The 12,446-nt window shown below is 67.9% G+C and carries 10 protein-coding genes; 1 reads left to right on the top strand and 9 read right to left on the bottom strand.

Features of this window, described 5'->3' with window-relative positions; translation table 11 throughout:
* The 7 genes from VF697_RS35585 to VF697_RS35555 form a co-directional block, all read right to left on the bottom strand.
* Positions 1-769, bottom strand: a 769-nt coding sequence (locus VF697_RS35585; protein ID WP_331102121.1) for a tetratricopeptide repeat protein, incomplete at its 3' end; no start/stop codon positions are given.
* A gap of 260 nt (positions 770-1,029) precedes the next feature.
* Positions 1,030-5,625, bottom strand: a complete 4,596-nt coding sequence (locus VF697_RS35580) for a pilus assembly protein PilY (RefSeq protein ID WP_331102119.1) — start codon at positions 5,623-5,625, stop codon at positions 1,030-1,032.
* 11 nt (positions 5,626-5,636) lie between these two features.
* On the bottom strand, positions 5,637-6,131 hold the full coding sequence (locus VF697_RS35575; RefSeq protein WP_331102117.1) for a hypothetical protein: 495 nt from the start codon (positions 6,129-6,131) through the stop codon (positions 5,637-5,639).
* 5 nt (positions 6,132-6,136) lie between these two features.
* Positions 6,137-7,330, bottom strand: a complete 1,194-nt coding sequence (locus tag VF697_RS35570) for a PilW family protein (RefSeq protein WP_331102115.1) — start codon at positions 7,328-7,330, stop codon at positions 6,137-6,139.
* 16 nt (positions 7,331-7,346) lie between these two features.
* Positions 7,347-7,946 (bottom strand): prepilin cleavage protein, encoded by a 600-nt coding sequence (locus tag VF697_RS35565; RefSeq protein ID WP_331102114.1) that lies wholly within the window; start codon positions 7,944-7,946, stop codon positions 7,347-7,349.
* 14 nt (positions 7,947-7,960) lie between these two features.
* Positions 7,961-8,653, bottom strand: a complete 693-nt coding sequence (locus tag VF697_RS35560) for a pilus assembly FimT family protein (RefSeq protein WP_331102113.1) — start codon at positions 8,651-8,653, stop codon at positions 7,961-7,963.
* Between the two features lie 487 nt (positions 8,654-9,140).
* Positions 9,141-10,097 carry a hypothetical protein gene (locus VF697_RS35555; protein WP_331102111.1) on the bottom strand — a complete coding sequence of 319 codons (957 nt, stop codon included), beginning with the start codon at positions 10,095-10,097 and terminating at the stop codon, positions 9,141-9,143.
* Positions 10,098-10,393: 296 nt separating this feature from the next.
* Here VF697_RS35555 and VF697_RS35550 point away from each other — a divergent pair, with 296 nt between their 5' ends.
* The gene (locus VF697_RS35550) at positions 10,394-10,624 is read left to right on the top strand and encodes a hypothetical protein (RefSeq protein WP_331102109.1); all 231 of its coding nucleotides are present in this window, start codon (positions 10,394-10,396) and stop codon (positions 10,622-10,624) included.
* A gap of 61 nt (positions 10,625-10,685) precedes the next feature.
* Here VF697_RS35550 and VF697_RS35545 read toward each other — a convergent pair whose 3' ends face one another.
* Both VF697_RS35545 and VF697_RS35540 read right to left on the bottom strand, forming a co-directional pair.
* Positions 10,686-10,952, bottom strand: a complete 267-nt coding sequence (locus VF697_RS35545) for a hypothetical protein (protein ID WP_331102107.1) — start codon at positions 10,950-10,952, stop codon at positions 10,686-10,688.
* A gap of 173 nt (positions 10,953-11,125) precedes the next feature.
* On the bottom strand, positions 11,126-12,446 hold a 1,321-nt coding region (locus tag VF697_RS35540), incomplete at its 5' end, for a hypothetical protein (RefSeq protein ID WP_331102104.1).

Genomic DNA, 12,446 nt, shown 5'->3' with positions numbered 1-12,446 from the left:
CCTCGCGCTCCAGCAGCAGCCCGAGGTGGTAGTGCGCGTGCGCCCCGCGCTCCGCGTCGTTCACCAGCCCGCTGAAGGCCGCCTTGGCCTCGGCGAAGCGGCATAGCTCGAAGAGGGCCAGGGCCTTCTCGTACGCGGCCTCGCGGTTGTTCGGCTCGCGCGCCAGGACGAGCGAGGCGCGCGAGAGGGCGTCGCTGGCCCGCCCGAGGTCGTTGAGCGCCATGGAGGCCACCAGGGCGAAGCGGGGCAGCATCTCCGGCGACACGTCGGGCTGGGAGAGCCCACGCTCGGCGTAGAGGGCGCCCAGCTCGTCGTACTCGCGGCTGGAGGGCAGCTGCACCGCGTACAGGTGCGCCGCGCCGAGCAGCGCATCCGGGTGGCCCGGATCGATGGCCAGCGCACGGGCATAGGCCACCTGCGCCTCCGTCGTGCGATTGAGAGCGGCCAGCGCCTCGCCGCGCGCCGCATGGGCGGCGGCCGAGTCCGGCTCCAGGGCGGAGGCCTGGGCGGCGCAGGAGAGGCCCTCCGGGTACTTGCCCTCGTCGAGGTAGTCCAGCGCCGCGTCGAGCGGGGCGCCTCCCCTCGCCCGACAGGGAGGGATGGGCTCGGGCACGGGCGCGGCGGCGGGTACGGGCGCGGCGGCGGACGCGACAGGCGCGGAGGTGGCCGAGGTGCCCGCGTCGGGGATGGCCGGCGCGGACGGAGAAGACGTCCACTGGCAGGCACCGAGGAGGAGGAGACAGAAGGCGAACGGACCGCGCCGGGACATGAGGGGCGCAGGCTACGGCATCGCCTGGAACACGGGAAGGTGTCTGCTGCCTGCTCGCCCGCTGTCCCATTCCGCCAGGACAGGGGGAGAAGGTAGGTGGGACGACATGAGGGAGCTCATCCTGGCATCGACCTCTAGCGCCCGCGCTGCTGCGCGAGGCGGGCTTCCGCTTCTTCGAGCCACGGCCCCTCTGAAAACACCGAGGCCCGTCGTCGCCGCGCGGCGAGGACGGGCCCCGGGGGGTGAAGCTCAGCCTCGCGTCACATCTCCGAGGGGATGCACGCGGCCGTGCTGCCGTTGAGGTCGCGCACGTGCCGGCAGCTGTGCAGGCCCTGCGAGACAGGCAGCTCGTAGATGTACTGCAGCACGTCCATGTCGGAGGACAGCTGCACCTCGGTGGCCTGGGGCTTGCCGGGCTCGACGAAGACGGTGCTGTACTTCACCTGACCCGTCTTCGACACCTGGATGGCGATGCCCGGCTCGGGCGGAGGCGCCAGCACCGTGCGGTCCTGGTAGCGCGCATACCCGGTCGTCCCGAGGAAGCCCGCCGCGCAGTTGGGCGCGCCGGTGAGGAAGTCCGCCTGGTGCAGCCGGGCCAGGTTGCTGTTGGAGCCCGCGCAGGCCCCTCCCGACGAGGGGCCGGGGTACATGGAGTTCCACAGCGCGCAGCTCGCCAGCACCGACGAGCCGCTGGCCGTCTTGTGGTCCAGGGAGTCGTACTCGTAGAACCAGCCCATGTCGTCCGTGCCGGCCACCACCTTCTTCGCATCATTGGGGTTGCCGGGGCATACCTTGCCGGCCGCGCACTTGCAGTTGCCCAACGCGTCGCACTGCACGTTCGTCACGTCGACGAGACTGCCCGTGCCCTTGGTCCCACCGGTATCGGAGAGCCGCAGCCAGTCGTACTGCTTGGCCTTGTTGGTCGGGTTGGACGACGAGGTCTCGTCGAACATGCGCTCCTTGATGCCGCCGTAGACCCAGATGCCGAAGTAGCGGTTCTTGCCGAGCGTGTCGGCGGTGGACGTCGGATTCACGTCCAGGTCGCTCATGTTCAGCGTGTTGCCCGCCTCGCGCACGCGGCAGTCGTAGACGCCCGCGGCGTTCTGGCCGCAGTCCACCTTGGTCCGGGCGAACTCATAGCCGACCTTGTCCTTGCCGGTGGGCGTGGGGCACGTCATCGCCTTGCGTTCCTCGAACTCGGCCTTGAGGAAGTCCGTGTCACCCGCCGTGCTGCAGAAGTTGGCGGGCGCGGTGTTGCCCCAGGGGGTGAACTTGCCCGCCGTATAGGTGCGATCCGTCCACGCGTTGCTCATCCGCTGGAACTCGGTGTCGTTGCGCGTCAGCTTGTAGGTGACGGCCGTCGTACCGCACCCCAGCTTGGAGCACGCCTGCGGGTTGTCGAAGCGGCAGATGCCCGCGCCATTCTCCAGCAGCGAGTAGCGGTTGCCCGTCCCGATGAAGGCGCGCAGGGCCTGGTTGTCCTGCTGCATCACCAGCGAGGGCAGGTAATAGAAGGGCGAGCGGTCGCTGATGCGCAGCTGGTTGGACGTGTCCTGGCCGTCGCGATCCATCACGAAGGAGCGCCCACCGCTCCAGTTCTTGATGAGCTTCGTGTCGCTGTCGAGCACACCCGGCTCGTGGAAGCGCAGCGTCCAGAGCTGGCCGCCCAGGTCGCCCGCCACCGCGGTATCGAAGAAGCCGTCGAACGCCTGCTTCTTGTTGGAGCCGTAGTCCGCCAGGGCCACCGGGGCCGCGAAGCCGTACGTCATGTACTTGCGCGGCTCATCGGTGTCGCCGGCGGCGGCCTCCGAGAACTCCCACTTCCACAGCAGGTTGTCGCGGCGACCGTTCACCGTGCCGTTCCACACGTCCACCATGTAGAGGCCGCGGCCCTTCTCACCGCCCGGCGACCAGCCGCCCGACAGCATCGCCACCCAGCGCTCGGTGCTCTTGCTCTCGCCCTTGCCATGGCGCTCCTGCCCCACGAGCGTCGTGCCCTTGGGCGACTTCACCGTCTGCGGATCCAGCAGCACGGGGCCGATGGGCGGCGGCTTGGGGCTGAGGCTCACGATCGTCTTGCCGAAGCGCAGCGACTCGTCCGAGCACGGCTGAGGGAACATCCAGCGGAAGCCCGGCGCCGGCTGCGCCTCCGTCTTCTCGAAGTCGTCGCCCATCCAGCGCATCTCCAGGGCGAAGTAGTGCGTGCCGCCGCGGCCCTCGGCCACCAGAGCCACGGTGCGGTACTCGTCCCACTTCTTCTCGCCGTCGCCATCCTCGTCCGCCCAGACGTCGCGCACCATGATGTCGCCGTCGACGTAGTAGGCGTGGCCCTGCAGCATCTCCTGCAGCCGCGACAGCATGTCCGCCGGGATGAAGGCCCACCGCTCATCGCCGCCATACTTCGTGACGCTCGGGTACGAGATGTCGCACGTGGTGGTGTGCTCGTTGCCCAGGCCGTCGCGGAAGGCGTGCAGCATGCCGTCGTTGGCCCCCACCAGGATGAGGCGCTCGCGCTTGCGGTTGACGTACTGGTAGGCGTCGTACGCATCGCGATCCAGCGTCTTGCCGGTGATCGTGCACGACGTCTGAAGACCCTTGCGCGTCAGCAACTTCGTGGACTCCACGCCGGCCACGCCCGCGGTGTCGTAGAGCGTGCGCACGCACTGGTTGCTGATGCCCAGGTCGCACAGGAACTTGTCCACCGGGGGATCCACCACCACCGGCGACGAGTGGAAGATGTCGCCCAGGGGGTGGGGCCGGGTGTCGGTGAGGCGCAGGTTGTCCCCGTCCTCGTCGAAGATGTCCTGCCCGCGCACGTACTGGATGACCAGCGCCGTGCACAGCAGATCATACTCCTCCTGCTTCGTCGGGAGGACCGGCAGGTTCTTGAGGCCCGAGAGGGTCATCAACGTCGACGCCTCCAGGAGGCTCTGGTTCATGCGCTCCAGGAGGAGGCCCGGCTTGTAGGTGGCCCCCTGGCCGCTGGGGCACAGCGGCGCCCCGGTCACCGCCAGGTACTGGCGGAGCTCGGTGATGTTCTCGAGGTCGAACTTGACGAGCGCGTCCTCGTTCGTCAGCAGGCCGTCCTTCTTCCCGCCACCGCCCGCGTTCCCGTTGTCCGTCACCGTCCAGATGTTGCGTTTGGCGAACCCGAGATCCTTGATCTTCTGGCTCGCCTCCCAGAAGGGCTTGGCGTCGCCACCGAAGACGGGCGTGCCACCGGGGCCCCCGTTCTGCGACACCAGCTTGTGGTACTCGTTCGTGCTGTCCTCGGCGACGATGCTGTCCTCGCTGTCGATGAGGAAGAGGTCGTTCTTGTCGCCGTCCTTGTTCTTGTCCACGTCCTCGACGAACTCGTTGTACTGCTCGTAGCGGTAGAGCTTGCCCTGCCACGCCTTGTCCTTGGCGGGCAGCATGCGCGGGACGACCGCCGTCAGGGCCGCGCTCTGCGTCTGCAGGGTGCTGACGGCCGCCGAGGAGAAGGAGGTGTTGCGGGCGTTGATGTCATCCAGGATGGAGAGGATGACGCGCTTGAGTTCGCTGGTGCTGGTGGCCGGGAAGAACCTGCCGCCGCCCACCTCGGCCGTCTTCATCAGCAGCTTGCTGTCGGATACGTCCTCGGAGAAGCCGATGGTGTAGGTGGCCACGCGCTGCTGGCCCGCCATGTCCGCGCGCAGGTCCTTCTCCCACAGGAACTTGGCCACCTTGTGCAGGTTGCTCTTGGAGCAGTCCGGGCACGACACCGCGGCATTCTCGATGTCGTCCGGCAGGTCGATGATGTCGCCCTCCTCGCTGGGCTCGCCGTCCGTGAGGAGGATGATGGCGTTGAAACCGCACTCGAAGCAGACGCTGTCCGCCGCGGAGAAGTTGTCGCTCGCCGGATAGGTGGAGGGGAAGGCCGCGGGGCTCTTGGACTGGAAGAGGTAGCCGGCCGAGTAGAGCGCGTCCGCGAGCGGGGTGTTGCAGCTGCCCCAGCCCAAGCCGATCTTGTTGCTGGCGTTGACGTTGGTGAGCGCGTTGAGCACCGCGTTGCGGTTGTGCTCCACGGAGCTGTTGTCCAGCGGGTAGGACTTGTCGCAGGTGGGCCCCATGGGCTGCTGCATGCAGAGGCACTGGGCGTCGTTGCGCCCCTTCTTGCCCCAGCACGTCTTCGTGTCACGGGTCTCGAAGCCCATCACCCCGAAGCGCACCTCGCGCAGGTCGCGCACCACGTCCGCCAGCACCTTCACGGCGCCCGAGTCACGCGGCGCGTAGAAGTTGAGGAAGTTGCCCTTCACCCGCCGGTTGTCCTTGTCCTGGACATAGTAGCCCTGGTTGGCGAGGCAGGACTCGCAGGTGCCCTGGTCCGAGCCGATGCCGGGGAGCGTCTTGCACGCGTCGGCCGCGCTCGTCCACGGGGTCCAGCGCGTATCGTCGGCCGGATTCTTGCCGAGCGTCGGGCTGCTGCCGAAGAGGACGCCATACCCTTCCTTGGGCGCGTCGTAATACTTCTCGGTGGCCCACCATTCGTTGGACTGGGTATTGATGCCCGTCCACAGGCGGTCGTACGTCTCGGCCTTGTCGTACCCCAGCCCGTTGAGGAAGGTGTCCGAGCAGCCCTTCGTCTCGGGCCAGGCCTTCGGCCAGTTGTGCATCGAGCCGGAGGTGTCGATGACGAAGAGGATGTTGGGAGGCCCGCCCGGGCGCGAGAAGAACTTCTCATCGCCACCCTTGATCGGGTTCATCAGGGCGTCCAGGCGGGACGTGGTGGGCAGACAGCAGGCCGCTTGATCAATGGCGGAGGCGGTGTCCGCCCGGAGCAACACCACGGAGAGAGCGGAGAGAGCAACGAGGCTGAGCGTCAGCTTGCGGGACATGGCGCCTTTCCTCACAGACCGTAACGGAAGAGGAACTCGACCTCGGACTCGCGGCCCGAGGAGGCTTCCTGACACTTGACGACGACGCGGAAGTACTGCCCACCGAGGGTGCCACTGGCGGCCACGTTGGCGATGTCACGCGCCTGCCGGTTGGCCGCGCCCATCAGCGCCGGGCTCACCGCCACCACCGTGGCCTCGGCCTTGTCGCCGCCGTAGTGGCCCGTGCGCAGCTGCGAGCGTGCTTCCGGCTTGGGATCATCGATGAGCTTCGTATCGAGGATCTGCAGGTCGTTGGTCGCGCGGAACAGCCTCAGCCGCGACAGCAGGTGGCGGCGCGCCGAGTCCGCGCAGGCGCTGACGCGATCACCGCGCAGCTTCTCGGCTGTCGCCTCGCGGTTGTAGTTGGTGAACTGGATGGCGCCCCCCACCAGGCCCATCAGTACGGCGATGGCGATGAGGGTCATCATCAGGGCATTGCCACGGGGAGCCCGGGTCCTGAGGTACATGATGTTCAACCTCCCCACGCGTTGAGACCGGATGCCTGGTCACCTACCGGCGGGTTGAAAGCGGAGCGCGACATCAGGTTCGGCACGCGCACCGTCGTCGACGTATTGGTGCGATAGAAGCCGTCCGCCACCGCCGCCTCGGTCGAGTCCTCCAGGTTCACGCGCTCGAAGGCGCGGCGTCCGTTGGGCTCGCGACTCGTCGAGCGCACGCCGATGCTCACGCGCACGGCGCGGATGTTGGCCGGGTGCCGGTTGTAGCGGGAGGCATGCTCGTAGGGCGTCTTGTAGGTGGGGGCCGGCGAGGCCATCACATCCGGGAACCGGTCCGTGGCCACGCTGCCCACGTCCCCCAGCACCCAGTTGGGCCCGGTGGAGGTCTTGTCCACGGCGTCCAGCTTCGCGTGGGTGCTGGTGGGGGACGGGCGGTTCATCACGTAGGCCACCTGGAAGGACTCCACGTCCGCCACCAGCGGGACGGCGGTGGACATGTCCAGCTCGTCGAGCCCCTGGAAGGCCATCAGGAAGGGGCGGCCGCCCAGGTTCACCACGCGGATGCGCACCTCATGCAGCAGCAGGATGAAGGGCGCCTGATCTCCCGTCCTGCCCAGACACGCCTCGTCGTCCGCGACGCTGGACAGGGCCTTGTCCACCGTGAGGCCAGAGGCCTGGGCGGCGTCCTTGGACACCCCGCTCGCTCCGGCCTTCACCACCAGGTAGCTCTCGCCTCCCCTGCACGAGACGATGAAGCGCTGGTTCTTGGCGAAGTTCATCCCGAACGTGGACCCGGTCTCCAGCTGGATGCCGGAGGCCCCGGCATAGCGACCCCGGCGCATCCACGCGGCATCCCGGTAGCGGAAGGCCAGGTCATCGGTGACGGCGTTGGGGATGCCAGTGCCGAGCACGACGGAGTAGTTGGCCTTGAGGTTGGACGGCAGCACCGTGGTGCCGAAGTCGAACGCGATGCGCGGATCCACGCCGTAGCCGGCCAGACGCATCCGCTGCTCGATGAAGCTCGTCGCCGTCCGCAATCCCTCCACCGCGACCTTGATGCGCGACTCCGTCTGGTAGGAGGCCTGCACGCCCATGACGGTCACCGCCACCGCGGACAGGATGATGGTGGTCGTCACCGCTCCGACCAGGAGCTCAATCAGGGTGAAGCCGCGTGGCGGCGAGGGCGGAGGGGTTTTCGACTGGGCCATGGGGGACCGCTCTGAGTCAGATCTCGACGTTGGTCTCGTTGCCGAACGGACCCGGGTCATAGAAGCCGAAGTACTGCCGCACGAAGCGACGCTGACCCAGCTCCACCCAGGATACCACGACGGTGACCTGGTGGATCGCCACGCCCGTGACCTCGTCCGGCTTCTCCACCATCACCAGGACGCGCCGATAGCGGTTGAGGTCCGTATTCGGGTAGCCCGGCAGCAGCCGGCTGGCGACCGCCTTCGCCTTCTCGGCGGCATCGAAGTCGTAGATGCACCGCACGGCCCAGGCATCCCCGGAGCCCGGCTTCAGGGTCTCCATCCCCCCGGCGAGCGCCAGGACGTCCTTGTTCGTCGTGCAGCTGGCGCCGCTGAGCATGCCGAGCACCCGCTCACGCCCCTGGGTGTCCAGCGCCACGCGCACCTGCGAGGCGATGCCGGAAGCGCGCGTCGCCTGGTTGGCCATGGAGTTCTGCCGGCTGGCCACCACGATGCCCTGGAAGACACCCATCAGGCCGATCAGCAGCACCACGGAGGCGGTCATCCCCTCGATGAGCGAGACACCACGCTGAGCGGCACGGTTGCGTCGGACACGGCGGCGGGAGAAGAAGTCCACGGCGGTTCCTCCGGTCAGAACTTGTCGGGGGCGAAAGTGGCCATGTAGCCGGCGGGGCCGGAGATGGCGAAGAGGTACTGGCTACGGCCTTCCACGCTGCTGAAGGCCAGGGACTGGTTCGCGGTGGACAGGAAGGTGCCGTCCCCATCCACGAAGCGGGCCCCTCCATCCGGGAAGAAGATGACGGCGCCGCGCGAGTAGTCGGCACCAGAGCAGAAGCTGCACGTGCGCACGGCCAGCCCCGTGAAGGGCGCGCCGTACAGGTCGGTGCGCCCGGGCGACAGCGCCGCGAAGCGCGCCTTCTTGCTGTAGTCCTGCAGGAAGGTCACCTGCGTCACGCCCGAGTTGTCATCCACCACGAGGTCGAACATGCCCGGCTGGTCCGGGGCGCGCAGCCAGGAGCCCGTCTTGTCCTCCACCACCATGAACGCGCCCAGGCCCCCCGTCATCCCCTTGCGGCTGGCCGTCGGGAAGACCACCACCCAGACCGGGTAGCCCCGCGAGATCGCCCGCGTGCGCGCCGAGCTCAGCACACCCTGGAAGTCGAAGGCGGCGTTCTGCACGGCGCCACGCCGGCCCACCGCGCTGTAGGCCACCATGGACAACCCCACGAGGATGCCCAGGATGGCCAACACGACCACCAGCTCGATGAGGGTGTAGCCCTCATCTCGATGCTTCCGATTCGCTGGATTTGCGTGCTTGCTCATGCCGCCCATTTTGTACTGGAGAACACGTTACCCGGGTTTACACAAGAAACAAACCATTCTCAGAATATCAGAAGTCGGGTGACCGACCCCAACCTGACAGGACCCCACCCGACCCCGTTGACCCTCTGCCGGGGAGAGAATCCCCCATTGTCCCGAGTGGAAGCAATCCGGAGCGCGGACGGCGCGTGAAGCCCACCAGAGCGGTCACCCCGGCGGCAAGCTCACAGGAAAACCCGAGTACGTCCATTATCGAGCGAGTCAGGGCCCGGTTGCTCGCACTCCCTCGGGGCATTGGAACGGGAAGAACACCCGCGTTCCACTTCACCTGGAGGAGTTGGGGGCACCCGCACACAGCCCAGGCGCCAAGCAAGAGGCAGACCGCCTGCCAACCCCCTGAAACGACGAGTGTTCGGCAGCCCGCACTGCAGGTGTTGCGGTTTGGAACCTCGCAAAGTTTGCGAGGTCCGCAAAATGTTGCGTCTCGCGATCAGGCAGACAGCTCGGTGAGGATTTCCGAGTAGGCGGAACGGGCCCGCTCCAGCTCCCCGGCCTTGAAGCTGATGGCGGCCACCACGGGATGACCGCCCCCGCCGTAGCGCGAGGCGATGGCGGCCAGGTCATGCCGCCGTGACTCGGGCCGCCACGGATTGGAGCCGAGCGACACCTTGGCGCGCGTGGGCCCCTGCCCCACCCAGAGGGTGTAGCGGGCCTCGGGGTAGAGGGCGTAGGCGATGAACTTGTTGAGGCTGTCGATGCCCTCGTCCGCCAGGTCGAAGGAGACGACGCCCTTCTCGTAGCGGGCCTTGGCGCGCACCAGGTCGATGTGGCGCCGGTGGCGCTCGAGCAGCGGCGCGAGCGGCCCAGCGATCAGCGGCGAGGCGGCGAGGGACGCCAGCGACTCGGTCTGCAGGCGCTCGATCACCTGGGGGATGAGCGCCGGGTCCTTGTTGGCCTCGAGCACCGTCATGATGCGCAGGGCGGGCTCCTCCAGCGCCACGGCCATCTCGGGGGTGGGGAAGAGCGCGCCGTCGATGATCTCCGCCCAGTGGAGCAGGTCGGCCATGGGCGAGGGATCCCACCCGAAGCGCTCGCGCGCCACGTCCGCGAGGTAGCGCGTGCAGCTCTTGCGGTGCGCGTCGTGGAACTTGCGACCGCTGGTGTCGGCGCGGAAATGGGCTTCGTCGCCGGGCTGCTGGAAGGCGGAGACGTGGTGGTCGAACCACCAGGTGAGCCGCGAGTCCTGGCTGTAGCGGAAGTCGACGATGACGTTCTCGTCCCCGGAGAAGACGGCGGGATCAATCGCCGCGCCCCCCGCTTGATGGGCCAGCCCCTGGTAGGTGAAGCGGGCATCCCCTCGGACGCGCTCGCGGTAGAAGCGGGTGAACACCGCCGCGCTCGCGGCGCCATCGAAGCAGCTGTCGTGGAAGAGGACGTGGACGTTCATGGGCAGGCCTTTACTGCAAGGTGAGGCCGACGCCCACCGCCGCGAACGGGCCCGCGAAGGCCTCCGCCGAGTGGGGGCGCACCTGACAGGTGTGTACGAAAAGACTCAACGAAACGAGCCATCCGCCCCGGACGAGTGAACGAAGTATGGAACCCTGCTCCACGCTCCGAGACGGTGGATGCCCGCAAGTTCTTGATTTCCCATGGCGGGCAGGCAGACAAGCCCCTGGCATGCTACTTGCTCGAAATCTGGCCTCATCAGTCCATCAACCCACGCGATGCGGGTGGGAGGACACCATGACCAAGACAGCGACACGCAAGCCCGGTTCGGTCCAACGCCAGGGGCGGCGGGTGATGCCGACGCCCCGGAGGGCCTCGCAGCGCAAGATGCCCCCGGCGCTGACAGTGGGAGAACTCATCGCGGCGGCCTACGACACGGCCGGCGGTGAGGAGGTCGAGGTGCTCAAGCTCGTCACCTCGCCCCAGATGAGCCGGGTCCTGGGACGGCGCATCGTCCTGGTGGGCTGAACGGCACCCGACTCCCCTTCTCCACGGCTTCGGAGCTGGGATGAGCCACGCGCGGAGACCCTCAGGGTGAGGGCGCGTCCGCCGTGATGGCGAAGTAATGCTTGTCGGTGGGTTCACCCGCGAGCAGCTTCGCGAAGTCCTCGGCGTTGTTGGGGTGCACGAGGAAGGAGCCCGCGGGCGTCTCCAGGCGCACCGGCTCGGGCACCACGTCCGAGTCCCCCGCGGGGCCACCACTGCCAGGCACGAGCGCGAAGTCACTGGAGCGCGTCGACGGAACGGTCGCGCAGCCAGCCAGGACCAGCAAGCAGAGTGCGGCGTGGAGCTTCATTCCGAGTCCTCCCAATCCAGAGCGGCCCGCCAAGCGGGAAACGGGGTCGCCTGAGTACGTTGCTTCACTTGGGGAGGCAAGTGTTCTGTCGCGAGGGAGTGTGCACACGAAAACGCCCGCGCCTCGTGACCACCGAGACGCGGGCGTCAGGCCCTACCCCGCTCTACAGAGGACTACCGGGGCTGCCAGCGCGGACGGTGGTCGTCGGCGCGGTTGCTCGGAAGGGTGCTGCTGGTCCAGGTGTGCGTGATGGGGACTCCCACCTTGAATGCGACCTCCTCCGTCGCCGCCGGATCAATCTGCTGGACCCTCAGCTTCCCGCCGGAGAGATACGCGATGAAGTGCCCGTCCGGAGAGAACGACGGCAGGGTCGCCTCGGTCGCGAACTGGAACGCGCTGCCCACCGGAGCGCCCGTGGCGTCGACGCGCTGCACGTAGGTGATGTTGCCCTGCTTGCCCCCGCAGTTGGTCCCACCGCTGCAAAGGACGGCAGGGTCGCCAGAGGTCGGTTGGACGTAGTAGGTCCGGACGTAGGCGACGTGCGTCCCGCCCGGTGCCCAGGTGGGATTGGCAATGTACGACTTGAGCGTGCCCCCGGGGATCGCGTCTTCGGAGACGTCCGCAACCTTCACGGGAGCGGGCGTGGCCGCCGTGGGATTGAGGGTGAAGAGCGTCATGAGCGGAGTCGACAAGCCACTGATCTCCAGCGCGGACCTGTTCTCGGGATCGAGGTAGAGCACGACGCCATTGGCCTCGTTGTGCAGCGGCTGCTCGGCGGTCGTGGGCGCACCCGCCACCGACGTCTCCGCTCCGCCAATCGCCTTGTTCTTCAATCCCAGGGTGCTGAGACTGAAGGCGAAGCTGTTGCCGTCCGCTGCCCAGGACGGGAAGCCCCCCGCGGTGGTCGCGGTCTGGACGGCACCACCCGTCCCGGCGACGTAGAAGATGCCCGAGGTGCTCGCTCCAACCTTCTTCGTCCAAGCGATGTTGGAGGAGGGCGCCCACTCCAGGTGGCTGAACTCCTCGGTACCGCCAGCGGCGGCATTGGTCGCGAGCGTGGTCGTCCCCGCGGTGAGCGGAATGCTCCGGGAGACGAGCGTCGGGCCATCGACGGGCACCTGTTCCACGAAGGCCACCGCGGTGCCGTCCTTGTTCCAGCGGGGGTACCAGTTCTGGTTCGTGAGGCTCTCGCTGAGCTTCGTCGGCGCAGTGGTGGCCTTGTAGCGGATGACCACTGCCTCCAGGGTGGTGGTAGTCGGACTCGTGGCCACCGTCCTCGTCACCGCCAGGTGGAGCTGTGCGCACTTCTTGGTATCACCGGACAGCTCGCAGCGCAGGCCCGCCATGCACTCGTTGCTGGTCGTACAGGCGCCACCCTCGTCGACGGTCATCGTGCCCGCGTCCGTCTGCGTCCCGGCGTCCGTGCCCGCATCCATCTCCATGCCCGCGTCCGACCCCGCGTCCACCTGCATCCCGGCGTCCGTGCCCGCGTCG

The organism is Archangium sp., assembly GCF_036388035.1.
GTDB lineage: Bacteria > Myxococcota > Myxococcia > Myxococcales > Myxococcaceae > Archangium.
The sequence above is the reverse complement of the archived record's forward strand: the minus strand, read 5'-3'. Positions and strand labels throughout refer to the sequence as shown.

Bases quoted from the DNA above. Each gene is read 5' to 3' on its own strand.
- VF697_RS35555 (WP_331102111.1), bottom strand. From the start codon at position 10,097: ATGAACGTCCACGTCCTCTTCCACGACAGCTGCTTCGATGGCGCCGCG.
- VF697_RS35580 (WP_331102119.1), bottom strand. From the start codon at position 5,625: ATGTCCCGCAAGCTGACGCTCAGCCTCGTTGCTCTCTCCGCTCTCTCC.
- VF697_RS35560 (WP_331102113.1), bottom strand. From the start codon at position 8,653: ATGAGCAAGCACGCAAATCCAGCGAATCGGAAGCATCGAGATGAGGGC.
- VF697_RS35550 (WP_331102109.1), top strand. From the start codon at position 10,394: ATGACCAAGACAGCGACACGCAAGCCCGGTTCGGTCCAACGCCAGGGG.
- VF697_RS35575 (WP_331102117.1), bottom strand. From the start codon at position 6,131: ATGTACCTCAGGACCCGGGCTCCCCGTGGCAATGCCCTGATGATGACC.
- VF697_RS35545 (WP_331102107.1), bottom strand. From the start codon at position 10,952: ATGAAGCTCCACGCCGCACTCTGCTTGCTGGTCCTGGCTGGCTGCGCG.
- VF697_RS35570 (WP_331102115.1), bottom strand. From the start codon at position 7,330: ATGGCCCAGTCGAAAACCCCTCCGCCCTCGCCGCCACGCGGCTTCACC.